Annotated in this window: 23 protein-coding genes and 1 tRNA gene; 11 read left to right on the forward strand and 13 right to left on the reverse strand. The window is 71.1% G+C overall.

The features are described from left to right. Positions 1-14: 14 nt before the first annotated feature. Complete coding sequence (locus tag BLW84_RS19850; RefSeq protein WP_177226565.1) at positions 15-1,871, reverse strand: glycoside hydrolase family 35 protein; 1,857 nt, start codon at positions 1,869-1,871, stop codon at positions 15-17. A 148-nt stretch (positions 1,872-2,019) separates the two neighbouring features. Here BLW84_RS19850 and BLW84_RS19855 point away from each other — a divergent pair, with 148 nt between their 5' ends. Together BLW84_RS19855 and BLW84_RS19860 are read left to right on the forward strand one after the other, a co-directional pair. Continuing rightward, entirely contained in the window at positions 2,020-2,697 is a 678-nt protein-coding gene (locus BLW84_RS19855) for a class I SAM-dependent methyltransferase (protein WP_093267367.1), read from the forward strand. Then, positions 2,682-3,179: a DUF1059 domain-containing protein gene (locus tag BLW84_RS19860; RefSeq protein WP_093267369.1), complete on the forward strand. Its 498-nt coding sequence runs from the start codon at positions 2,682-2,684 to the stop codon at positions 3,177-3,179. The genes BLW84_RS19855 and BLW84_RS19860 overlap by 16 nt, the downstream gene beginning before the upstream one ends. A gap of 442 nt (positions 3,180-3,621) precedes the next feature. Here BLW84_RS19860 and BLW84_RS19865 read toward each other — a convergent pair whose 3' ends face one another. The 5 genes from BLW84_RS19865 to BLW84_RS19885 form a co-directional block, all read right to left on the reverse strand. After that, a complete protein-coding gene (locus BLW84_RS19865; protein ID WP_093267370.1) occupies positions 3,622-5,457 on the reverse strand; it encodes a S9 family peptidase in 1,836 nt (611 codons plus the stop codon). Between the two features lie 49 nt (positions 5,458-5,506). Then, a complete protein-coding gene (locus tag BLW84_RS19870; protein WP_093267372.1) occupies positions 5,507-5,989 on the reverse strand; it encodes a DUF1203 domain-containing protein in 483 nt (160 codons plus the stop codon). A gap of 51 nt (positions 5,990-6,040) precedes the next feature. Next, the gene (locus tag BLW84_RS50340) at positions 6,041-6,352 is read right to left on the reverse strand and encodes a TetR family transcriptional regulator C-terminal domain-containing protein (protein WP_425441728.1); all 312 of its coding nucleotides are present in this window, start codon (positions 6,350-6,352) and stop codon (positions 6,041-6,043) included. A gap of 679 nt (positions 6,353-7,031) precedes the next feature. Beyond that, positions 7,032-7,105: transfer RNA gene (locus BLW84_RS19880), tRNA-Pro, on the reverse strand. Between the two features lie 51 nt (positions 7,106-7,156). Next, positions 7,157-8,119: a metallophosphoesterase gene (locus BLW84_RS19885; protein WP_093267375.1), complete on the reverse strand. Its 963-nt coding sequence runs from the start codon at positions 8,117-8,119 to the stop codon at positions 7,157-7,159. A gap of 83 nt (positions 8,120-8,202) precedes the next feature. Between BLW84_RS19885 and BLW84_RS19890 the strand changes: the two genes are divergently transcribed. Next, positions 8,203-8,673 carry a GatB/YqeY domain-containing protein gene (locus BLW84_RS19890; RefSeq protein ID WP_093267376.1) on the forward strand — a complete coding sequence of 157 codons (471 nt, stop codon included), beginning with the start codon at positions 8,203-8,205 and terminating at the stop codon, positions 8,671-8,673. A 223-nt stretch (positions 8,674-8,896) separates the two neighbouring features. Here BLW84_RS19890 and BLW84_RS19895 read toward each other — a convergent pair whose 3' ends face one another. Both BLW84_RS19895 and BLW84_RS19900 read right to left on the reverse strand, forming a co-directional pair. Beyond that, complete coding sequence (locus BLW84_RS19895; RefSeq protein ID WP_093267378.1) at positions 8,897-9,682, reverse strand: siderophore-interacting protein; 786 nt, start codon at positions 9,680-9,682, stop codon at positions 8,897-8,899. A gap of 393 nt (positions 9,683-10,075) precedes the next feature. Then, on the reverse strand, positions 10,076-12,490 hold the full coding sequence (locus BLW84_RS19900; RefSeq protein ID WP_177226566.1) for a transglycosylase domain-containing protein: 2,415 nt from the start codon (positions 12,488-12,490) through the stop codon (positions 10,076-10,078). A 247-nt stretch (positions 12,491-12,737) separates the two neighbouring features. On the opposite strand from BLW84_RS19900, the gene BLW84_RS19905 reads away from it, so the two are divergent. Further along, positions 12,738-13,037: a WhiB family transcriptional regulator gene (locus tag BLW84_RS19905; protein WP_093267379.1), complete on the forward strand. Its 300-nt coding sequence runs from the start codon at positions 12,738-12,740 to the stop codon at positions 13,035-13,037. Positions 13,038-13,094: 57 nt separating this feature from the next. Here BLW84_RS19905 and bagB read toward each other — a convergent pair whose 3' ends face one another. The 3 genes from bagB to BLW84_RS19920 form a co-directional block, all read right to left on the reverse strand. Continuing rightward, positions 13,095-14,234: an ATPase BagB gene (gene bagB / locus BLW84_RS19910; protein ID WP_093267381.1), complete on the reverse strand. Its 1,140-nt coding sequence runs from the start codon at positions 14,232-14,234 to the stop codon at positions 13,095-13,097. Then, on the reverse strand, positions 14,231-15,229 hold the full coding sequence (gene bagA / locus BLW84_RS19915; protein WP_093267382.1) for an ATPase BagA: 999 nt from the start codon (positions 15,227-15,229) through the stop codon (positions 14,231-14,233). Before bagA ends, bagB begins: the two co-directional genes overlap by 4 nt. A gap of 76 nt (positions 15,230-15,305) precedes the next feature. Beyond that, entirely contained in the window at positions 15,306-15,902 is a 597-nt protein-coding gene (locus BLW84_RS19920; RefSeq protein ID WP_245761253.1) for a TetR/AcrR family transcriptional regulator, read from the reverse strand. Between the two features lie 89 nt (positions 15,903-15,991). On the opposite strand from BLW84_RS19920, the gene BLW84_RS19925 reads away from it, so the two are divergent. The 3 genes from BLW84_RS19925 to BLW84_RS19935 are packed head-to-tail and all read left to right on the forward strand — an operon-like array spanning position 15,992 to position 16,987. Further along, a complete protein-coding gene (locus BLW84_RS19925) occupies positions 15,992-16,321 on the forward strand; it encodes a rhodanese-like domain-containing protein (RefSeq protein WP_093267384.1) in 330 nt (109 codons plus the stop codon). 47 nt (positions 16,322-16,368) lie between these two features. Then, positions 16,369-16,527 (forward strand): Sp36 family protein, encoded by a 159-nt coding sequence (sp36, locus tag BLW84_RS19930; protein WP_093267385.1) that lies wholly within the window; start codon positions 16,369-16,371, stop codon positions 16,525-16,527. 1 nt (position 16,528) lies between these two features. Next, entirely contained in the window at positions 16,529-16,987 is a 459-nt protein-coding gene (locus BLW84_RS19935; RefSeq protein WP_093267387.1) for a RidA family protein, read from the forward strand. A 31-nt stretch (positions 16,988-17,018) separates the two neighbouring features. Here the strand turns inward: BLW84_RS19935 and BLW84_RS46285 are convergent, their stop codons facing one another. Continuing rightward, a complete protein-coding gene (locus BLW84_RS46285) occupies positions 17,019-17,273 on the reverse strand; it encodes a hypothetical protein (RefSeq protein WP_143061001.1) in 255 nt (84 codons plus the stop codon). Positions 17,274-17,350: 77 nt separating this feature from the next. On the opposite strand from BLW84_RS46285, the gene BLW84_RS19940 reads away from it, so the two are divergent. Further along, positions 17,351-17,965, forward strand: a complete 615-nt coding sequence (locus BLW84_RS19940) for a hypothetical protein (RefSeq protein WP_093267389.1) — start codon at positions 17,351-17,353, stop codon at positions 17,963-17,965. 27 nt (positions 17,966-17,992) lie between these two features. Beyond that, the gene (locus tag BLW84_RS19945; RefSeq protein WP_245761254.1) at positions 17,993-19,087 is read left to right on the forward strand and encodes a flagellar biosynthesis protein FlhF; all 1,095 of its coding nucleotides are present in this window, start codon (positions 17,993-17,995) and stop codon (positions 19,085-19,087) included. A gap of 82 nt (positions 19,088-19,169) precedes the next feature. Here the strand turns inward: BLW84_RS19945 and BLW84_RS19950 are convergent, their stop codons facing one another. Further along, on the reverse strand, positions 19,170-20,060 hold the full coding sequence (locus tag BLW84_RS19950) for a Gfo/Idh/MocA family protein (protein ID WP_093267390.1): 891 nt from the start codon (positions 20,058-20,060) through the stop codon (positions 19,170-19,172). Positions 20,061-20,205: 145 nt separating this feature from the next. Here BLW84_RS19950 and BLW84_RS19955 point away from each other — a divergent pair, with 145 nt between their 5' ends. Together BLW84_RS19955 and BLW84_RS19960 are read left to right on the forward strand one after the other, a co-directional pair. Next, positions 20,206-21,036: an NUDIX hydrolase gene (locus BLW84_RS19955; RefSeq protein WP_177226567.1), complete on the forward strand. Its 831-nt coding sequence runs from the start codon at positions 20,206-20,208 to the stop codon at positions 21,034-21,036. Further along, on the forward strand, positions 21,036-21,833 hold the full coding sequence (locus BLW84_RS19960) for an MBL fold metallo-hydrolase (RefSeq protein ID WP_093267393.1): 798 nt from the start codon (positions 21,036-21,038) through the stop codon (positions 21,831-21,833). The genes BLW84_RS19955 and BLW84_RS19960 overlap by 1 nt, the downstream gene beginning before the upstream one ends. The last annotated feature ends 1 nt before the right edge of the window (position 21,834 follow it).

The raw sequence follows: 21,834 nt of genomic DNA on the forward strand, positions 1-21,834 counted from the left end.
ACGCTCCCGGCTGATCAGCCCAGGTCGGGCTCCGAGCGGAGCTCGATCGAGTCGCCGGGCCGGTGCAGCTCCAGCACGACGAGCTCGTTCTCCCCGGCCCTCCACAATGGACTCGGTGCGTAGAGCGTGCGCTGCGGGCCGATCGACCAGTAGCGGCCGAGCAGGAAACCGTTCAGCCACACCATGCCCTTCTCCCAGCCGGGCAGCGCCAGGAAGCCGTCGGCGGGCTCGCCGATCCGCAGCACCGCCCGGTGGAAGGCGGGACCACTCGCGGCGCCGGGCCGGAACCGCAGGCCGGACAGGTCGTCCAGCGGCAGCGGCCGGATCTCCCAGCCGAACAGGGCCTGCGAGCCGTGCAGGACGCGGTCGGTGATGCCCTTGGGATCGTTGAGCCGATGCCCGTAGTTGATCCGGCCCCCGGTGTCGACGAGCAGGTCCAGCTGCACCGACTCGCGCGGCACCGGCACCTCCACCGAACCCTTCGGATCGTTGCGGTCGAGCATGCCGAGCAGCTCGCCATCGGCGAAGACCAGCGCCCGGTCGGCCAACCCTCGCACCCGGAGCCCGGCCGTCTCGCGCGGCCCCTGCACGCGCGTCCGGTAGTGGATCAGCCCGTACGGCTGGCCCAGCGCCTCCATGTGCACCGGCGCGGGCCGGTGGATCGGCTTGCTGAGCGCGTCGAGGGACTCCAGCAGCCCGACCGCCGCGTTCGGTCGCACGCGCTGCGCCGGTAGCCGCGGTGGCAGCGCGGGCAACGGCTCGTCCGGAACCTGCGCGTGGCGTGCGATGACCTCGCGGATCCGGTGGAACTTCGCGGTCAGCTCGCCGGCCTCGCCGATCGGCGCGTCGTAGTCGTAGCTGGTGATCGTGGACTGGTAGGTGCCGTTCTCGTCGTCGAAGTTCGCGCCCGCCCACCAACCGAAGTTCGTGCTGCCGACCGCCATGTACAGCGACACGGATGCCCCGGCGGCCAACATCTTCTCGACGTCAGCGGCCGTCTTGACCGGGTCGGTGGTGTGGTGCGGCTTGCCCCACTGGTCGAACCAGCCGTCCCAGAACTCCGTGCACCACAACGGTCCCTTCGGCTGGTACCGGCGCAGCGCCGCGAACGGCTCGGTGGGGTCGCCGTCGAAGTTCACGGTAGCGAGCACGTCCGGCAGGTTCCCGCCGCGCAGCATCCACTCCGACGGCCCGTTCGAGCAGAACAGCAGGCTGTCGATCCCGTTGCCGCGCATGGTGTTCCGCAGGTGGTCCAGGTGCGCCTGGTCGTTGCCGTAGCTGCCGTACTCGTTTTCCACCTGGAACGCGATCACCGGGCCGCCGCGCGTCGCCTGCAACGGCGCCAGCCGCGGCAGCAGCTCGCCGAACCACTCGTCGACCAGGTCGCGGTAGGCGGGCTCGTCGCAGCGCAGCGGCAGATCCGGGTCGGCCAGCAGCCAGGCGGGCAGCCCGCCGAAGTCCCACTCCGCGCAGATGTACGGGCCCGGCCGAATGGCGACCTTGAGCCCCACCTCGGCGGCGGTCTCGACGAACCGGACGAGGTCGCGCCAGCCGGTGAAGTCGACCGCGCCGCGCCGCGGCTCGTGGAAGTTCCAGGCCACGTAGGTGTCCACGGTGTTCAGGCCGAGCGCGCGCATCCGGGCGAGCCGGTCGCGCCAGTGGTCGGGATGGGTGCGGAAGTAGTGCATCTCGCCGGCGATGATCTGGAACGGCTCGCCGTCGAGCAGGAACTCGTCGCCGCGCACGGTCAGCCCGGACCGCTGCCGGGCCTGCGCGACGACCCGGTTGGTGCCGACGACCATGCCGCTGCCCAAGACGACGCCGCCGAGCGCGATCGAGCCAAGGAATCCCCGCCGGTTAACGCTTCCCATCGCCACCTCTTTTTTCGATATTGCGCGAAATGACCTAGATTTTTGCAACTTCGAGCATCAATGGGCCAGGGATGTAGCCTGATCGGACTAGCAGCCTCGGGCCGGAAGTCTCTGGCGATCTGTCCCCGCGAGTGCCCATGCTGCGGACATGACGTCGGGCGACGCCGTCCGCTCTGCCACCGTGTGCCATTACAAGCGAGCCGGGGTGGCACCGCCGATCGAGATGATCGAGCGGTTCCGGGTGCTGACCGGGAAGCGGGCCGCCGGGCGGGTGCTGGACATCGGCGCGTTCCTCATCGAAGACCTGTTGGTCTACCGCCACATCTGCTACCTCGCGATGCTCGCCGCCAAACCGGAGCTGCGCGGCGAGCGACCGGACCTGGGGCCCGAGTTCGTCGACGGCGATCCGGCGGACCTGCCGTTCCCGGACGGCGCCTTCGACGTGGTGGTCTGCCGGTTCGCCTTGTGCTGCACGGCGAAACCGCAGACGGCGCTGAGCGAGATCGGCCGGGTGCTGCGGCCGGTCGGCCAACTGCTGTTCCTCGAACACACCCGGGCGCCCGGCGTCGTGGGGCAGGCGCAGGACCGGGCGCAGGAGATGCTGCGCGGCTGCCGGCGCTGCCGCCTCAACGTCGAGGTGATGCCGCAGCTCTACCGGGCGGGCTTAGTGGTGCGCCGCGCCGACTGGTACTGGCCGTCCGCACACGTGCGCGCGCCGCTGGTGCAGGGCATCGCCACCCGACCGGACCCGCAGTACGAGCGCGAACTCGCGTGGCTGCGCAATCCGATTCGCAGACCAGGAGATCCGCCGTGGCCAGGAAGATAGCGGACTGCCGCAAGTACCCGAGCGAGATCAACTGCTCGCTCACCATCAGCGGCGAGGAGGAAGAGGTGCTGCGTGCCGCCACCGAACACGCGGTGACGGTGCACCGGCACGAGGACACCCCGGAGCTGCGCGAGCAGATCCGGGAACTGCTGGTGGACGAGACCCCGGCCGGTGAGCCGGACGGCATGAACTTCGTGCAGCTCATCGAGTTCAAGACCGGCAAGCGGGACCAGCTCGACGAGCTGCTGGACGAATGGGAGGAGGCCACCGGCGGCAAGCGGACGGCGAAGCGAGCGCTGCTCACCCAGGACCACGAGCACCCGGGCAGCTACTACGAACTCGTCGAATTCCCGTCCTACGAAGAGGCGATGCGCAATTCGCGCCTACCGGAAACGGATGCGCTGTCCCGCAAGATGCGGGACCTCTGCGACGAGGCGCCGACCTTCCACAACCTCGACGTGGTCCGGGCCGAACGACTCTGACCCGAACCCCACGTCACCAGACGAACCCCGCCGACCATCCCACCCGCGGAACCCGAGTCCCGTTCCGGTGCAGTTTCAATTGAGGTTTTTCCAACCTCAGTTTGCGTGCCGGTGCGGGTGGCGGAACCTCAGAGGCTCCCTGGTCTGTGGGTGCCCCTCCTGATGTATGTCCAATACATCAGGAGGGGCCGTCCTCGCCAGGAAGCCTCTGAGAACCCGCGGCGGTGCAAGTGTCGTAGGTGGGTTATGCGCCAGCGGCGCATGCGGCACCCCATCGACGTGCAGCTTTGCGACCCGCGGCTGCGGGCCGACCAGGATGGAAAACCCTCAATTGAAACTGCGCCCCAGGTTTCCGCTGGAACCGGATCCCCAGTCCCAATGGAAACTTGGGGACCTCCGAGACCCGGGGAGCAGTGGGGGTGGGATGGCCAGGGGGGAGGGGTCAGCCCTGGCCGATGGCGCGGCGGGCGAAGTGGATCTCCGCCGCCACCTGGCGCAGCGTCTCCGACACCACCAGCGAACCGTGCCCGGCGTCGTAGCGGTAGAACTCGAACGGGATCTCCCGCGGCCCCAGCCGGTCCAGGTAGTTCAGGATCTGCTGGATCGGGCAGCGCGGATCGTTGTCCCCGGCCAGCACCAGCACCGGCGCCCGAACCTCGTCCACGTAGGTGATCGGCGAAGCCTTCTCGTAGATCTCCGGGACGTCCTCCGGCGACCCGCCGAACAGCGCCCGGTCGTAGGCCCGCAGCGGCTCCATCTCGTCGGCGTACGCCGACACGTAGTCGGCCACCGGCACCCCGGCGACGCCGCCCGCCCACCGCTCCGGCTGCGTGCCCAGCGCCAGCAGCGTCAGGTAGCCGCCCCACGACGCGCCCGCGACGACGCTCAGCGCCGGCGTGGTCAGGCCCGCGTCGATCGCCCAGTCGTGCACCCGCGCGACGTCGGCCAGCTCGGTCAGGCCCGGGCGGCCCTCGATGGCGTCCCGCCACGCCGAGCCGTACCCGGTCGAGCCCCGGTAGTTGATCTCCACGACCGCGAACCCGGCGTCCAGCCAGGCCGCCCGGTAGGCGGAGAACCGGTCCTCGTCGGCCGCGTGCGGGCCGCCGTGCAGGTTGAACACCGTCGGCAGCGGCCCGTCTCCGGCGTCGGCCGGGCGCGCCACCAGCGCGTGCACGGTCTCGTTCGGCCCGTACGGGACCTCCACGAAGACGTCGGTGACGGCCTCCGAGCCCGGCGGGCGCTCACCGGGCGGCGTCAGCAGCACCCGGTCGTCGCCGTCCCGCGAGACCGTGCGCACCAGCGACGGCGTCGCCGCCGACGACCACACGTACTCCACCGAGTGGTCCGGGCGCACCGACGCCCCGGCCACCGTGCCCGGCTGGGTCGGCAGCTCGGTGAGGCTGTCCGCGGCCAGGTCGTAGCGGTGCATCGTGGTCCGCGCGTGGTGGGTGTGCGCGATCAGCAGCGCCTTGCCGTCCGGGTACCAGTCCGCGGAGACCTCGCCGGGCAGGTCGAGCTTGATCTCGGTCTCGGTGTCCTCGGCGACGTCCCAGACCAGCAGCTCCTCCTTGCCGCGCCGCTCGTGCAGCACCAGCAGCCGCGGGTCGCCGGTGACCGGCGCGAACGCCAGCGCGTCCAGGCCCTTGCCCGGGCCGTCCCACTTCTCGGCGACCTCGGAACCGTCGACGCGCAGCACCCGCAGCGCGGGGTGGCGGCTGTCGCCGTGCTCGGAGTGCGAGATCACGACAATCGACTCGTCCCAGGACATCGCGGACAGCCCGCCGTCCTGCTCGTGCTCGTAGAGCACCTCCGGCCGCCCGCCGTCGCGCGCCACCCACACCGTCACGCCGTCGTCGGTGGACATCCCGATGCCGATCACCGACGAACCGAGCTCCAGCCCCGCCGGGTACCCGGGATGCGTGCCCGGCAGGGCGGGCCGGGACTCACCGGTGGCGAAGGGCTCGACGACCCAGCTGCCGAACTCGTCGCCGTCGGTGTCGTCGAACCACCAGATCTGCTCGCCGTCGGCGGACAACGTCCCGTGGAAAGTCCCCTGTGGACGGTCGGTGACCTGGCGGTGCTTGTCCGCGTCGCGGTCCCAGGTGTAGATCTCCCAGGTGCCGCTGAAGTTCGACACGTACAGGCTGCGTTGCGGGGCGTCCCGCGCCCAGTCGGGTAGCGACACGCGGGGCGCGCTGAACCGGGCCCGCCAGCGGGCCTCCCGATCCGGGTCGTCGAACAGCGTCTTGGGGATCTTCGCCTCGGGGTAGGTGCTCACGCCCCGATACTGCCCGATGGAGCGGCCGACTGCGGAGCAGGCAGGCGGCTCAGCGCCGGACCTCGAAGAAGAAGCAGCCGAACTCCACCGCCCGCACGTGCACCAGCGCGACCTCCGGGTCCATCAGGAGATCGTCGGCGGTGCGCTCGGAGAGCTCGGTGTTGTTGTCGAGCAGGCAGCCGCCGAGGATGTGGCCGTCCTCGGAGTAGGTGCGCAGCACGCGGCGGCTGCCGCGCAGTTCCTCGGGCCACTCCGGCGAAGCCGGGCCGTCGCAGGATTCGGCGTGGATGAACACGGGCCCGACCTCTTCGTAAGCGCCCGGCTCGGCCCCTGTCTCCCGAGCCCAACGCCGCAGCGGCGAGTAGGAGACGAGCGCGATCCGCTCGCCGGGCTGGGCGCGCCGCAGGCAGCAGCGCAGCGGAGCGCCGTCCTTCGCGTCTTCGATGCGGACGGAAAGTTCGCGCCCGGCGTCGTCGAGCTTGCGGAGTTCGTCGAGCACGTCAGGTTCGATGGGCAACACGCGGAAGGTCATGCCTCGATGGTCATCGCGTCCCGAGGCGGAGTCTGGCGGGAAACGGTCGCCTCACTGAGAACGCCGCCGTTCTGGCAGCGCGGACGGGTCGGTGGCCACGCCGCGCAGGCGGTTCAGGATGGCGTTGGCCGCCTTGTCGTAGCAGGTGATCTCGTCGTGCAGGACGGACTCGGCGTTGGCCATCTCCAGGAACGCGGCGAGCTCGAAGACCAGCTGCGGCACCTCGGCGTCGGCCGCCATCTCGCCCGACTGCTGCGCGTCCCGCGCGACCTGTTCGAGGAAGGCGAACCAGCCGGTGCGAGCCTCGGCGAAGATCTTGGTGGCCGCGCGGACCTGACCTGGGGTGATGCCACCACTCGGCAGGTGCTGGGGTGCACGGCAGTGAAGTCGGTCAAAGGCGAACGGTCAACCGATTTCTCCTTCTGGAACGAGAAGCCAGGCCGCGTGGCCAGGAAGGAAGACCGATGAACGCCAGGACGCCTCTCCGGCTGCACGGAATCCGACCGGGAACACGCTGAGCCTTTCCTGGACTGGATCGGCAGCGGACCCGGCATCACGCGCGCAAGTCCAGGCGGCTGCTGCGCACCGAGTGCGTGGTCGCCGCCCGCTGACGATCGGGTGAGTGAGGCGAGTGGCCCGCCTGGCGATCAGCGCCCAGGCTTTCTCCGGAAGGCCCCGTGGAGGGGGAACTCCGATCAGGACTTCATCCTGCCCGCCGGTGGGACCGCTCAGCTCCCGATGCCCTCCGGCAATACGCTCAAGGAATTCCGGGAGCGTGTTGTTCACCCGGTGACGGTCAGCCCATGCCCTGGTCGATGACCTGCTGCGGCCCTCGGCGTGGACGAACCGTGGGGTGCCAACCACAGGTCAACGCAGCGGCAAGCCGCCAGAACCCTTAGCTCACGATCCGACACGGATGTTCCTCAGGCCCCAGGCCGAAGGGGAGACGATTCCAGGATCTTCTCCCAAGACGGGGTTCTGAACATAGCGAAAGGGCCTGGTCGGAACCTCTTGCGAAGTTCCGACCAGGCCCTTTCACCTGTCGGGGTGGCGGGATTTGAACCCACGACCTCTTCGACCCGAACGAAGCGCGCTCCCAAGCTGCGCCACACCCCGATCTTCCAGCGGTGAACATCTCGGGTGCTCGTTCAACCGCTGGATCATAGTCTAGCGGATGCTTTCACCCGCTCCGAACGGGGTCCTCTTATCGATGTTGTTGCTGGTAGGGACCGGTTTTGCGGTCCGGGGCAGCAGCGTCAGCAAGGTCGCCTCCGGCGGGCACGCGAAACGCACCGGCGCGTACGGCGAGGTGCCCAGCCCGGCCGACACGTGCAGGTGCATGTGCTCGCCCCAGGTTGACGCGCCGCGCGCCCGTGACCGGTCCAGCTCGCAGTTGGTCACCAGCGCCCCGTAGCCCGGCAGCCGCAGCTGCCCGCCGTGGGTGTGGCCCGCCATCACCAGGTCGTAGCCGTCCTCGGCGAACGAGTCCAGCACCCGCGGCTCGGGGGAGTGCGTCACGCCCAGCCGCAGGTGGGCGTCGGACGGCACCGGGCCGGCGATCAGGTCGTAGCGGTCCAGGTGCAGGTGCGGGTCGTCGAGCCCGGCCAGGTGGATCCGCATCCCGGCGACCTCGATCTCGTGCCTGCGGTGCGTCGCGTCCAGCCAGCCGCGCTCGGTCATCGCCGCCCGCAGGTCGCGCCACGGCAGCGGCTCCCCGTGGATCCGCTTCGCCTTCCGCGACGGCACCAGGTAGCGGGCCGGGTTCTTCTTGGTCGGCCCGTAGTAGTCGTTGCTGCCGAAGACGAACACGCCGGGCTTGTCCAGCAGCGGGCCCATCGCGCGCAGCGCGGCGGGCACCGCCTGCGGGTGCGCCAGGTTGTCGCCGGTGTTGACCACCAGATCCGGGTCCAGCTCGGCGAGCTCGGACACCCACCGCTGCTTGGACCGCTGGTTCGGGGTCATGTGCAGGTCGGAGATGTGCAGGACGCGAAGCGGTGCCGCGTCCTCGGAGAGCACCGGCAGCGTCGCCTGCCGGAGCGTCCAGTGGCGCCGTTCGATCGCGGCCGAGTAGGTGACCGCGGCGGCGCCGAGGGCGCCCGTGCTGAGCAGAATCCGCCCGAACTTGTTCACCTCACCAACCCTACGACGACACCGCCCCGGGCGGCTTGCGGCCTGACGCCGGGCGGCCCGGCGCGCAGCGGGATAATCACCCCATGGCCGAGCTCAAGGACAAGCTGCGGGCGGACCTCTCCGCCGCGATGAAGCAACGCGACACCGTCGTCACCGGGGTCCTGCGGATGGCGCTGGCCGCCGTCGGCAAGGAGGAGGTCGCGGGCAAGCAGGCGCGCGAGCTCACCGACGAAGAGGTGCAGCGCGTGCTGAACAAGGAGGCGAAGAAGCGCGACGAGGCCGCCGAGGCGTTCCGCGGCGCCGGTCGCGCGGAGCAGGCCGACGCCGAGGTCGGCGAGGCCGAGATCCTGCGGGGCTACCTGCCGCAGCCGCTCGGCGACGACGAGCTGGCGCAGATCGTGCGGGACGCGGTCGCGGAGGTCGAGGGCGAGCTCGGCGAGCGTCCGGGCATGAAGCAGATGGGCCAGGTCATGAAGGCGGCGAACGCCAAGGTGGCGGGCCGTGCGGAAGGTGGCAAGGTCGCGGCGCTGGTCAAGGCCCAGCTGGCCGGCTGAAACCGTCGCGATGCCGCGCCACCGCTGGCGCGTCGGTACGAGGTCGACGGGCGGCGGCTGTTCCCGCACCGCTCGGGCACTGCGGAGGTCGCTCGCCAATAGGGCGAGCAGCCGAGGGCCGGTGATCTCCCGGCCCCGGAAGGCAACCCGGGACAACAGGGTCAACTCCGCGATCACCGAAACGGGCTAGCCAGCCGCAAAACCCCCGAAGTGCGGGCGAGCGTCAGTCGCCCGCGGCGTCGCGGCGCCAGTAGGCGAGGGCGTAGAGGCGGCGCCGGTCCAGGCCGAGTTCCCGCTGGCAGTGCTCGCGGAGTTGGTGCACCACGTCGGCCTCCGCGCCGATCCACACGTGCGGGTCCGGGCCCAGCTCGGCGGACCGCAGCGCATCCACGAGCAGCGTGCTCTCGGTCGCCGGGACGCCGTCGCGGTGCAGCCAGTGCCAGCTGACGTCGGCGGCGGAACCGAGCGACTGCTCCTCCGCGGCATCGGCGACCTCGGCGAACACCTGCACGAGGGCCTCGGCGGGCAACTCCTCCAGGATCGCCGCGATCGCCGGCAGCGCCGTCTCGTCGCCGACCAGCACCAGCGGATCGGCATCCGGCTGCGGCCGGTACGCGGGGCTGGGGCCGACGGTGACGATCTGCTCGCCCGGCGCGGCCTGCGTCGCCCACGTGCTGCCCGGCCCGTCGTGGTCGTGCACGACGAAGTCGATCGCCAGCTCCTGTCGCTGCGGGTCGAACCAGCGGACGGTGTAGGTGCGCTGCCGGGGCTGCTGCTCGCGGGGCAGCGCGAACACCTCGGCGCGGGTCCGGCCCAGCGGCATCGGCTGGCCGGGCTGCGGCAGGCACAGCTTGATGCGCTGGTCGCTGCCGTTGCTGACGAAGTCCGAGAGCTCCGAGCCGCCGAGCGTGACGCGCACCATCCGAGGCGTGATGCGCTCGGTCGCCCGCACGTCCAGCAACCGGTATCGGGATCGCGCGCGCCTGGTGCTCGCCTGCGTGTTCGTCACGCCTCCGAGTCTAAGAACCGCCGCCCCGGCCGATCGCGCGACCGCAGTTTCAATCGAGGTTTTTCCAACCTCGTTTTGCGTGGCGGTGCGGGTGGCGGAACCTCAGAGGCTCCCTGGTCTGTGGGTGCCCTGACTTATGTATGTCCAATACACGGCGTCAGGGCCGTTCTCGCCAGGAAGCCTCTGAGAACCCGCGGCGGTGCAAGTGTCGTAGGTGGGTTATGCGCCTGCGGCGCATGCGACACCCCATCGACGTGCACCTTTGCGACCCGCGACTGCGGGCCGACCAGGATGAAAAACGCTCAATTGAAACTGGAGTTCCCGCCGGTGATCCGCAAGTTCCCTTGAAATCGAAGGTCCAATCTCAATGGAACTCGCGGCCGGACCGGTCGGTCACGGCGGGAAGATGCCCGGCGGCAGCACGGGTTGGTCCGGCTGCTGCGGTGGCCGGTCGCCCGGTGGCTGCGGCGGTGGTTGCTGCGGCGCGCCGGGCGGCGGCCTCTCCGGCGACGGCGGTGGCACGTACCCGGTGCTCACCGAGATCGTCACGAGCTCGCCCGGCAGCGCGAAGCCGCGGGGCGTCTGGCTGGTCACCGTGCCCTGCTTGCGCGTGCTGCTCACCGAGCGCTCCTGGACCTGGTAGCCCGCCTTCTGCAGCGTTTCGGAGGCCCGCGTGCGGTCCATGCCGACGACGTTGGGCACCTGGAACTCGTCGCCGCCGTTCTCGTACCGGCTGGTCGTCGGCGGCAGCGGCACCACGGGCAGGCCCTCGTGGATGACCTTCATCGCGTCGAAGAAGGTCCGCGCCGGCACCTTGCCGCCGTAGATGTTCCCGCCGTTGACCCCGCACAACCGCGGCGGGTCGGAGTCGCAGATGCCCTGCGGCGAGGTTCCGTCGCTGAAGGTCAGCACCGCGCCCGCGAACTGCGGGGTGGCGCCCAGGAACCCGGCCGACTGGTGGGCCTCGGTGGTACCGGTCTTCGAGGCCAGCGGGCGGTTCCAGCCGGCGCCGTTGGCCGCCGCGTAGGCGGTGCCGCCCGGCTGGTCGTCGCGGCTCATCCCGACGGCCATCGCGTTCGCCAGGCCCTCGTCCACGGCCTGTTCGCACGGGTCCTCGGTGATCGACATCGGGTTGCCGTTGCGGTCCAGGATCTGCTCGATCGGCGTCGGCGGGCACCACACGCCGCCGCTCATGAGCGTGGCGGCGACGTTGCTGAGCTCCAGCGGGCTGGTCGGCGCGTAGCCGAGCGTGAAGGCGCCGATGTTGCGCTGCTTGACCTGGTCGGCCTGGGAGAGCCCGTTGGCGCCGCCGGGTGCCAGCGGATCGCCGCCCGCGGTGTGGCTGAGCAGCGTCTCGCGCATCCCGAGCCGGGTCGCCATGTCCACCGTCTGCGCGAGCCCGACGCGTTCCTGCAGCGCCACGAAACCGGTGTTCGGCGACGTCGCCAACGCCATCTGCAGGGTGCGCGGGCCGGGCCGCACGCCTTCGGCGTTGCCGACGGTGTAGGGCGCGGTGCCGTTCTTGTACACCGACGACGTGTAGGAACCCGGCGCCTGGATGGTGTTGTAGATGCCCATCCCCTTCTCCAGCGCCGCCGCCGAGGTGAACACCTTGTAGATCGAGCCCGCGCCGAACTTGACCACGCCGCTGGGCAGCGCGTACGCGGTCTGGCCCTTGGACGCGTCGAGCCCGAAGTCGCGGTTGGCGACCAGCGCGCGGACCCGGTGCTTGTCCTTGCCCGGCTCCACCACGCTCATCACGTTGGCGATGCCCTTGGTCGTCTTCGGCACGCCGCGCTCGGCGGCGGCCTTCGCCGCGTCGGTGGCGCGCGGGTCGAGGGTGGTGCGGATGGTGTAGCCGCCGCGCTTGAGCTGCTCTTCGGTGAACCCGGCGCGTTCCAGGTAGTCGATCACGTACTTGCAGAAGAAGCCGTCCGACGGCCCGGCGCCGACGCAGCCGTTGGGCGGGCTGTTCAGCGGCTGCACGAGGCCGAGCGGCGAGTTGCGGGCCTCCTCCGCGGCCTGCGGCGTGATCCGGCGCTGGTCCTCCATCGCCTTGATCACCAGGTTGCGGCGGTTGAGCGCTTCGCCGGGGTTGTTCTGCGGGTTCAGCGCGCTCGGGCTGTTGACCATGCCGGCCAGCAGCGCGGCCTGCGCGATGGTCAGCTGGTCGGGAGTGGTGTCGAAGTAGGTGCGCGAGGCGGCCGCGATCCCGTACGCCTGGTTCCCGTAGGGCACCACGTTGAGGTACCGGGCGAGCACGTCCTCCTTGCTGAGCTGCTTCTCCAGCTGCAGCGCGATCCGGATCTCGCGGAGTTTCCGCGCCGGGGTCTGCTCGATGGCCTTGGCCTGCTTGACCGGGTCGTCGCCGGCGACGACGTGGACCATGTAGTTCTTCACGTACTGCTGGGTCAGCGTCGAGCCGCCCTGGGCGATCGCGCCGGACATCTGGTTGGTCACCGCGGCGCGGATGGTGCCCGCCCAGTCGACGCCGTGGTGGTCGAAGAACCGCCGGTCCTCGATCGCCACGATCGCCGCCTTCATGGTGTCGGCGATCTGGTCCGGCTGGGCCGGTGTCCGGTTCTGGTCGAATAGGTACGCGATGGGCAACCCATCCCGGTCTGTGACGGTCGTCACAAGAGGCGGTTCCTTGGTCATCAGGTCGGTGGAGATGCTGTTGACCGCGTCGCTGGCGCGGTTGGAGACCACTCCGAGTGATCCCGCCGCCGGGAACAACAGGCCGGCCACCAGGACTCCGGCCAGCACACACAGGCCGAACAACTTCAACAAGCCGTCTCGGACACGCACTTTGCCAGCCTAAAACGGGGTTGCTTCGTGACGGAGTGTTACGGCGTAGATCCGCCCGATGTGATGAGCAAGAAAGATAACGGAGCGACAACCGTTGGTTGGTTGTGGAACCAGCGGGCTCTACAGTCCGTCTACGTCCAGCGACAGCACTGTTGTGGTTGAAGCAGTTCTGAGCACAACATCCGGTGCCGGGGGGCTCCGGACGAAAACGGTCGCCGACGATCCAGTGAGGAGCTGGGGGAACTCTATGTTCGAGCAGGGGGACTGGCGGGTAAACGCCGCATGCCGTGACCAGAATCCGGACCAATTGTTCGTCCGGGGTGCCGAGCAGCGCAAGGCGCGAATGGTCTGCTTCGGCTGCCCGGTCCGTACCGAGTGCCTCAGTGAGGCACTAGACAACAAGATCGAATTCGGTGTGTGGGGCGGAATGACGGAGCGGGAGCGGCGTGCGTTGTTGCGGCGCCGGCCCGACGTCCGGAACTGGCGGGAATTGCTGGAAGCCGCCCGGCAGGATTACGCCGATATCACCGAGTATCAAGTGAGCTAGTCCGTTCGAGGTCGGTTCGGTCAATTCGCCACGGCGGATTGGCCGAACCGACTTTTGCTATTCACCGGCCAGTCGCCGGCCGATCTCCCGGAGTCCGGCCAGGTCGTGCACGTCCGACGGCAGCGCCGGGACGCCGATCAGCGACACCTCCGGATGCGCCCGGGTGAACCGGGCGAGCATCCGCTTCTCCCGCTCGGCCACCGCGACGCGGTCGGCGTGCACCCGCAGCACCGCCGCGGCCAGCGGCGCCGAGCCGGCCTGCTCCACCTCCTCGGCGGCGGTGGCCGCCCGGGGACCGGCGAGCCCGGCGAGCACCGGGTGGGTGCGGTTGGCGACCAGGCCGACCAGCGGCATCCCCTCCCCGGCCAGCCGCTCCACGAAGTAGGCGGCCTCCCGCAGCGCGTCCGGTTCCGGCGCGGCGACCACCAGGAACGCGGTGCCAGGGGAGCGCAGCAGCCGGTAGGTCTGGTCGGCGCGCTCCCGGAACCCGCCGAAGGTCGAGTCGAAGGCCTGCACGAACGCGGCGGCATCGGCCAGCAGCTGCCCGCCGATCACGGTCGACACCGCCTTCGCGAACATCCCGAACCCTGCGCCGACGATCTTGCGCAGGCCCTTGCCGCCGACCCGTGCCGGGCTGGACAGCATCTTGATCAGGCGCCCGTCGAGCACCGTCGACAGCCGCTGCGGCGCGTCCAGGAAGTCCAGCGCCGACCGGCTCGGCGGCGTGTCCACCACGATCAGGTCCCAGGTGCCGGTGGCGGAGAGCTGGCCGAGCTTCTCCATCGCCATGTACTCCTGCGTGCCGGAGAACGACGTGGAGATCGTTTGGTAGAAGGGGTTGTTCAGGATCTGCTCGGCGCGTTCCCGGCCGGCGTGCGCGAGCACCATGTCGTCGAAGGTGCGGCGCATGTCCAGCATCATCGCGTTGAGGTCGCCGGCCGGTTCGAAGTCCTCCAGCACGACCTGCTTGGGCTGGTTGCTGAGTTCCCGCAGGCCGAGCGCCTGGGCCAGCCGCTTGGCGGGGTCGATGGTGAGCACCACGGTCTTGCGGCCGCGCTCGGCGGCGCGCACCGCGAGGGCCGCCGCCGTGGTCGTCTTGCCCACGCCGCCGGAGCCGCAGCAGACGACGATGTTCGTGTTCGGGTCGTCCAGCAACGCGTCGACGTCGATCTGCGCGGGGCGCAGCGGTTCGCTCATCGTGGGCTCCGGATGCCGTGTTCGTAGAGTATCTCGGCGAGTTCGTAGAGCTCGGCGACGTCGATCCCGGTGAGGTCGGGCAGCGAGACGGTCGGCAGGTCGGTGTCGGCGAGCTGCGCGCGGGCGTCGTCCTCGGTCTGCGTCCGGATGGCGTGCTCGACCGCCTCGTGCACCAGCCCGTCCAGCGTCTCGTCGTCGACTTGGAGCCCGGCGGTGGCCAGCCCGGCGCGCACCCGCTCCGCGTCCACCCGGCCGCTCGCGGCCGCGGCGACCGAGCGGGCCGGCAGCCGGTTGGGCCGGACGCGGTTGCACACCACGCCGCCCGGTCGCAGGTCGGCCGCGTCGAGTTCGGCGACCGCCTCCAGGGTTTCCCGCACCGGCAGCTCCTCCAGCAGCGTCACCAGGTGCACGGCGGTGTCGCTGGAGTGCAGCAGGCGCACCACGCCGTCGCTGTGGTCGCGGATCGGCCCGACCTTGGCGAGGTCGGCCATCGCGCGGGTGACGTCGAGGAACTTGACCACCCGGCCGGTCGGTGGCGCGTCGACCACGACCGCGTCGTAGACGTAGCGGCCGCGCTCGTCGGTCCGGCCGACGCATTCCTTGATCTTCCCGGTGAACAGCACGTCGCGAAGGCCCGGCGCGAGCGTGGTGGCGAACTCGATCGCGCCCATCTTGCGCAGCGTGCGGCCGGCGAAGCCGAGGTTGTAGAACATCGACAGGTACTCCAGCAGCGCCGCCTCGGCGTCGATGGCCAGCGCGCGGAGCTCGCCGCCGCCGGGCGCCGCGGCGATCCACTCCTCGGCGTAGGGCAGCGGCGCGGTGTCGAAGAGCTGGGCGATGCCCTGCCTGCCCTCCACCTCGATCAGCAGCACCTTGTGACCGCCGGTGGCCAGGGCGAGGGCCAACGCGGCGGCGACGGTGGTCTTGCCGGTGCCGCCTTTGCCGCTGACGACGTGCAGTCGGGCGTGATTCAGTTCCCCGTCCCAGTCGGTCACACGATCAGCGTAAGTGCCGCGTTCCCCGGATGTCTGCCGACCGCGTACTCCCGCCACGCCGCGGGATCGGCGCCGATCAGCGCAGGGCGTGCTCCGCCAGGTCGCGGACGCCCGCGCGCAGCCGCTCCCAGCTGTAGTCCGCCTCCCGCAGGGTGAAGTTGAGGTCCGCGTCGACCGCTGCCAGCAGCGCGTGCGCGAGGTGCTCCGGATCCGCTGCCGCGCCGCAGTGGAGGGTCAGGTGCCGGTGCCAGAACCGGTAGGAACCGATGCGGTACCGGGCGCCCTGCGCGGCGGTTTCCGAGAGCCGGACCAGTTCCAGGTGCTCGGCCAGGTAGTCGACGTAGGCGTCGAGGAAGGCCAGCACGCGTTCCGCATCGGCAGCGCCGGGCCCGAGCGGCGGCGGTCCGGTGAGCACCGCGTCCTGGAGCGCTCGTTCCCGCTCGTCGAGCAGCGCGGCCACCAGCCCGGACTTGTCACCGAAGCGGCGGAACACCGTGCCCTTGCCGACTCCCGCGGCCTGCGCGACCGCGTCCATCGTCACGCCGTCCACGCCGTGCTCGGCGAACAGGCCGGCGGCGGCGGACAGCACGCGCTGCCGGTTGCGGGCGGCGTCGGCGCGCTCCTGCGGTGGTCGGCTCGCGATCTGGTGCAGCTCGTCGGTCGCATCGTTCACGGCGGCAATCGTACTCGACAACCGGACCGTGGTCCGGTAACTTCAGCGACGTAACCGGACCGTGGTCCGGATAAATCGAGGAGGTTGTCATGACCGAGCTGATCAGCAGGGACGAGCTCAAGCGGGGGATCGACGCCGGGGAGGTGACGGTCGTCGACGCGCTCGGCGGGTCCTACTACGAGCAGCAGCACCTGCCCGGAGCCATCGCGCTGACCGAGGACCACGTTGCGGCGAAGGCGGGCGAGCTGCTGCCGGACAAGGACGCCGCCATCGCCGTCTACTGCTCGAACGCCGCCTGCGGCAACAGCCAGGCCGTCGCCACGAGGTTGGAGCGGCTCGGCTACACCGGCGTCCGCAAGTACCGCGAAGGCATCCAGGACTGGGTCGAGGCGGGTTTGCCCGTCAAGACCGGAGCGTGAGCGCGGCGGCGCGGAGGGCGGATGGGCCGGTCTCCTAAGCTGCACGCATGCAGAAGTGGGAGTACGCGACGGTTCCACTGTTGATCCACGCGACCAAGCAGATCCTCGACCAGTGGGGCGAGGACGGCTGGGAGCTGGTCTCCGTCCTGCCCGGCCCGACCGGCGAGCAGATGGTGGCCTACCTGAAGCGACCGAAGGGGGCCTGACATGGGTCGATGGACGGATCGTCTCGCGGAACTGGGCGTCCCGCTGCCGGAGGTGGTGCCGCCGGTCGCGGCCTACGTGCCCGCGGTGCGCACCGGCTCGCTGGTCTACACGTCCGGCCAGGTGCCGATGGTCGCCGGCAAGCCCGCCGGGATCGGCAAGGTCGGCGCGGAGATCAGCGCCGAAGAGGCCAAGCAGCACGCCGCGATCTGCGCGCTCAACGCGCTCGCCGCGGTGGACGCGCTGGTCGGCCTGGACTCGGTGGTGCGGATCGTCAAGGTCGTCGGGTTCGTGGCCTCGGCAGAGGGCTTCACCGGGCAGCCCGGGGTGATCAACGGCGCGTCGGAGCTGCTGGGCGAGATCTTCGGCGAGGCCGGGCAGCACGCCCGCTCGGCGGTGGGCGTCGCCGAACTGCCGCTCGGCGTCCCGGTCGAGGTGGAGCTGATCGTCGAGGTCGAATAGGCGGAGTGCGGCCGAATGGCCGTCCGCTACGTCATTTGCGCGGCGTTGCCCGATTTCGGGTGACGCCGCGTTTCGTACACGTCACGGCGGGTCGTCGGCGAATACCGCCGGCCCCGATTTCGGCGGCTCGGACGCGCGGCGCCGCCTTCGACCAGTACGCTGCGATCATCTCCTGCTCGGGTTCGTCAGATCTGGCGTAACCCGAATAGGGGTAGATCGATTCCAGTGTGTCGCGAAAAGACCGTTCAAGGGCTTGATTGATCCGGTTATCGCGGCCAAAGTTCACCTGGACGGGTGTAGCTGGTCGGGGGGGCGGCGAGCGACACCCGCGTCGATGGAGTACGAGCCTTGGGAGGGGCCGACGTGGCGGTGCGCGAAACCGATCTGCTGTGCCACGAACTACTTCTCCGGCTCGCCGGCCGACTGCCCGACCGGCACCTGTGGCGCTTCCGCGACTGGCTGGCCGGAGACGCCGCCGACGTGGTCGCGAGGATGTTGCCGGGCACGCTCGTCCGGGAGCGCATCGCGCTCGACGACGCCGAACACCAGCTGCTGGCCAACGCGCTGGCCCCGCTGGGCGCCGACCCCGCGATGGTCAACGCCGTCCTCCCGGCCGACCCGGCCGAAGCCCCGCACTACACCTTCAGCGGCGAACGGCCGACGGACAGCGTCGGCGACTCCGCGGTGCTGGTGCTCGGTGCCACGCTGCGCGGCCGCCCCGGCGTCCGCGAGGTGCGCAGCAGCTGGCGGCGCACCGACGGCGTCGCGGCGAAGCTGGTCGTGCTGGTGACCGCGTCCGCCGACGTCGTCGGCCTGACCGGGGAGATCCAGCGCGTTCTGCGGGCGCTCGGCGAACCCGAACCCTGCGTCGAGGTGCTCCCGCCCGACCTGGAACCCGCCGCGTACCACCACGCCGCGCTCGCCGAGTCGGTGCTGGTGTGCACGGGGGCCGAAGAACTCGCCGGCCGCCGCGGTTGAGCGGCCGACATCCTGAAGGAGGCGTGCGTGGTGGACGTGGCTGAGGGGGCCGGGCCGGTGGACCGGCTGCACAACCTCTTGCTGGCCATGACGGGCCGGGTGGACGACGACGGGATCAACTCGGCCCGCGAACTGCTCGGCATCGGCCAGCCGGGCGCCGCCGCCGAATACCTCACCGGCTGCCTGCTGGCCGGCCGCATCCCGGTGAACGCCAGCGAGCAGTACCACCTGCGCCGGATCCTCGACGAGACCCGCTCGACGCAGGTCCTCGCGGACCGGGTGAACGTGGTCGACTCGGTGCCGGCCGACGAGCACCGGTTCGGCGAACCGGCCGAGGACGACGGAGACCTGCTGGCGGCGCTCGCGCCGGTCGCGGCGCGCCTCCAGGGCGTGCGCGGGCTGTGGTGCGCCACGCGGACGACGCCGGCGGGCGCCAGCTACGGCGCGGTGCCCCGGCGCATCCTGCTCGCCGAGGTCAGCCCGGACGGCTCCACCACGGCGGTGGCCTACCAGCTGATCGAAGCCCTGCGCCGGGCCGGCATCAACTGCTCCGTCGACGTCTTCGACAGCGGCGCCGAGCTGCCCGAATACCACCGGGACGCCCTCGCGGCCGCGCACCGCGTCCACCTCGACGCGCCGTCCGCGCCGCCCGCGGAGCGCCCCGCCGCCCGGGAAGAGCGCCCCGCCGCCCGGGAAGAGCGTCCGGCCGCTCGCGAGGAGCGTCCGGCCGAGCGTCCCGCAGAGCAGCCGCGCCGGGTCGTGGAGGAGCGGCCGGCGGAGCCGGAGCGCTCGATCCCGCAGCCGGCGCGGCCGGTGAGCCGGCCGGAGCCCGAACCGGCGCTGGCGCAAGCCGCCGAGGCGCAGGCCGAGGCGAGCGCCATGCGGGTGCCGCCGGCGGTCGACGCGAAGCTGACCGACCGGGAGCGCAACCTGCTGCGCAAGCTGCACGAAGAGCTCGCGCAGCGCGAGCAGGACCGGTCCGGCTCGCGGCGGCAGAACGGGGCGAGCAACGGCGAGGAGGGCTGGACGTCCACCATGCCGGGCGGCACCGGTGGTTTCCCGCCGATCGGCGCGGCCCCGGTCAACAACCAGGCCTACACGCCCCAGCAACAGCGCTCCTAGCCCACCGCCAGGAGCGCCGTTTCGTCCTGAGAGGATGGCGCGAACGGCCCGTTGACCTCGTCCATCGAGGCGAACGGTCCGTTCACCCCAGCCTGGCCAGGACGTCGGCGAGGATCTGCTGCAGGTGCAGGCCCCGGCGGACGTCGCAGGGGTGCTCCGTGCGCTCCTCGCGGATCATCACCAGGAGGTCGTCGAGCATCCGGGCGTAGCACTCGCGCGCGGCCGTCCGGCGGCCGAGCAGCGGCGCCTGGCCGTGCTCGCCGTACACCGCGAAGTCGACCATCGCCGGCTGCACCGGCATCCGCAGCGACAGGGTCAACGTGCTGGTCAGGTCGCCGGCGTGGCCGAACACGAGCTGCCAGAGGCCGTCGCTGCTGCGGTGCGCGAAGTGCACCTGCTCGATCTCGCCGAGCGCCGCGTCGAGCAGGTCGATCGCGTGCGGCCCCGCGTCGATCAGCGCGCCGTCCTGCTCCTGGCGCCACTCCGACGCGGCGTAGTCGCCCGCCAGCAGCCCGCCCGCGAGCCACCGCCCCGTGCCGCCCTGCACACCGTCGAGCCCGCGCACTCCGGCCAGCCACTCCTGCACTTCCGGCGCGAACCGGCGGGTGAGCATCAGCAGCGCGGCCACCCCGGCCTCGTCCACCGCCTCGACGATCTCGCGGGCACCAGCCGGATCAGCGGCCAGCGGCTTCTCCAGCACCAGGTGCTTGCCCGCGCGAGCCGCTCGCGGCGCGAGCTCGGCCTGCACCGCGGGCGGTACCGCGAAGGCCACCGCATCGACCGATTCGAGCAGCTCGTCGAAGCCGTCGACGACGGCCGCGTCGTACGGCTCGGCGAAGGTCTTGGCCGCGTCCGGTCGTCGCGCCCACACCGCCGCCAACCGCGTTCCCGGGTGCGCGGACAGGCCGGGCCCGTGCACCCGGTGCGCCCAGGGACCCGCTCCGACCACGCCGACTCGCAGTGCTTCGTCCATGCCGCAATGGTGCCGTTGATCCATCGCGGTTACAGCAGTTGGGGGTCCGAACGCGACGGGCGGGTGACCGGGGCGCTGCGCTCTCCGTGCGAAAAATCAATTCTGGAATCACCTTCTAGTGGTTTTCCGGCATAGGGTGACCCGCATGGTGCAACTGCCCGAAGATCGCGTCCTGCCAACGGGATTCGTGTCCGATGAGCTCCCCACGCAGCCGGCCGCGCCCAAGGACGCGGCCACCGTGATGCTGCTCCGGGAGGGCGCGGCGGGCCCGGAGGTGTTCCTGCAGCGCAGGGTGAAGGGCATGGCGTTCGCCGGCGGCATGACGGTGTTCCCCGGCGGCGGCGTCGATCAACGCGACGCGGACGCGTCGGTGGCGTGGACCGGACCCGACGCGGACTGGTGGGCCGACCGGTTCGGCTGCACGCCGGACGTGGCCCGCGCCCTGGTGTGCGCGGCCGTGCGCGAGACGTTCGAGGAATCCGGTGTGCTGCTTGCCGGTCCGGACCCGACGGCGGTGGTCGGCGACACGAGCCACTACGCCGGGGCCCGCGCCGCGCTGGTCTCCCGCGAGATGTCGCTGGCGAAGTTCCTCGCCGACGAGGGGCTGGTGCTGCGCGCCGACCTGCTGAGGCCGTGGGCGAACTGGGTGACGCCCGAGCGCGAGCCACGCCGCTACGACACGCGGTTCTTCCTCGCCGCGATGCCCGCCGGTCAGCGGGCCGACGCGGTCACCTCGGAGGCGTCCGAGGCGTACTGGTCCACCCCGCAGCAGGCGCTGGCGGACTTCGAGGCGGGCCGCTGCCACCTGCTCCCGCCGACCCGCGTCACGCTCGGCGAGCTCGCCGAGTGCGGCAGTCTGCCCGCGGCGCTGGCCGTGGAGCGCACCCTCGGCAAGGTCATGCCGAAGCTGGTGCGCCGCAATGACCGGTGGTATGCGGTGCTGCCGGGCGAGCCCGGATTCGAGGAGGCGAAGTGATGGAGCACCCGGCCTACGGAACGTTGCGCCAGGTCACCCCGTACGCGTCGGTGCTGCTCGCGCACAACCCGTCGCCGATGACGCTGGAGGGCACCAACACCTGGGTGGTGCGAGCCCCGGGCGCGGGCGACTGCGTGGTGATCGACCCGGGCCCGGACGACGCCGAACACGTGCGCCGAGTCGCCGACCAGGGCCCGGTGTCGCTGGTGCTGCTCACGCACCACCACGGCGACCACACCGACGGCGTCGAGCAGTTCGTCGAGCTCACCGGGGCACCGGTGCGCGCGCTCGACCCGGCGCTGTGCCGGGGCGCGGAGGCGTTCCGCGACGGCGAGATCATCAAGGCCGGCGGCGCGGAGCTCCGCGTGGTCGCCACGGCGGGCCACACGGCCGACTCGGTGTGCTTCGTCGCCGACCACGACGAACCGGCCGTGTTCACCGGCGACAGCATCCTGGGCCGGGGCACGACGGTCGTGGCGCAACCGGACGGCCACCTCGGCTCCTACCTCGCGTCGCTGCGCCTGCTCGCCGACCTGCCGCCGGGCCTGCGGGTGCTGCCCGGCCACGGCCCGGAGCTGCCCGACGCCCAGGAGATCGCGATTGCCTACCTGAAGCACCGCGAACAGCGCCTCGACCAGGTCCGCGCGGCAGTCCGCGACCACGGCCCGGAGGTCACGCCGCGCCAGGTGGTGGAGGTCGTCTACGCGGACGTCGACCGGTCGGTCTGGCCCGCGGCGGAGTGGACCGTCCAAGCCCAACTCGCCTACCTGCGAGAACGGGGCGAGCTCCGGGATTGAC

The organism is Saccharopolyspora shandongensis, from assembly GCF_900106995.1.
Lineage (GTDB): Bacteria > Actinomycetota > Actinomycetes > Mycobacteriales > Pseudonocardiaceae > Saccharopolyspora > Saccharopolyspora shandongensis.

What these genes read in the sequence shown, in the direction of transcription:
- BLW84_RS19850 (WP_177226565.1), bottom strand. Translation starts at nt 1,871, where the DNA reads ATGGGAAGCGTTAACCGGCGGGGATTCCTTGGCTCGATCGCGCTCGGC.
- BLW84_RS19855 (WP_093267367.1), top strand. Translation starts at nt 2,020, where the DNA reads ATGACGTCGGGCGACGCCGTCCGCTCTGCCACCGTGTGCCATTACAAG.
- BLW84_RS19870 (WP_093267372.1), bottom strand. Translation starts at nt 5,989, where the DNA reads ATGACCTTCCGCGTGTTGCCCATCGAACCTGACGTGCTCGACGAACTC.
- BLW84_RS19890 (WP_093267376.1), top strand. Translation starts at nt 8,203, where the DNA reads ATGGCCGAGCTCAAGGACAAGCTGCGGGCGGACCTCTCCGCCGCGATG.
- BLW84_RS19905 (WP_093267379.1), top strand. Translation starts at nt 12,738, where the DNA reads ATGTTCGAGCAGGGGGACTGGCGGGTAAACGCCGCATGCCGTGACCAG.
- bagB (WP_093267381.1), bottom strand. Translation starts at nt 14,234, where the DNA reads ATGAGCGAACCGCTGCGCCCCGCGCAGATCGACGTCGACGCGTTGCTG.
- BLW84_RS19925 (WP_093267384.1), top strand. Translation starts at nt 15,992, where the DNA reads ATGACCGAGCTGATCAGCAGGGACGAGCTCAAGCGGGGGATCGACGCC.
- sp36 (WP_093267385.1), top strand. Translation starts at nt 16,369, where the DNA reads ATGCAGAAGTGGGAGTACGCGACGGTTCCACTGTTGATCCACGCGACC.
- BLW84_RS19935 (WP_093267387.1), top strand. Translation starts at nt 16,529, where the DNA reads ATGGGTCGATGGACGGATCGTCTCGCGGAACTGGGCGTCCCGCTGCCG.
- BLW84_RS19950 (WP_093267390.1), bottom strand. Translation starts at nt 20,060, where the DNA reads ATGGACGAAGCACTGCGAGTCGGCGTGGTCGGAGCGGGTCCCTGGGCG.
- BLW84_RS19955 (WP_177226567.1), top strand. Translation starts at nt 20,206, where the DNA reads ATGGTGCAACTGCCCGAAGATCGCGTCCTGCCAACGGGATTCGTGTCC.
- BLW84_RS19960 (WP_093267393.1), top strand. Translation starts at nt 21,036, where the DNA reads ATGGAGCACCCGGCCTACGGAACGTTGCGCCAGGTCACCCCGTACGCG.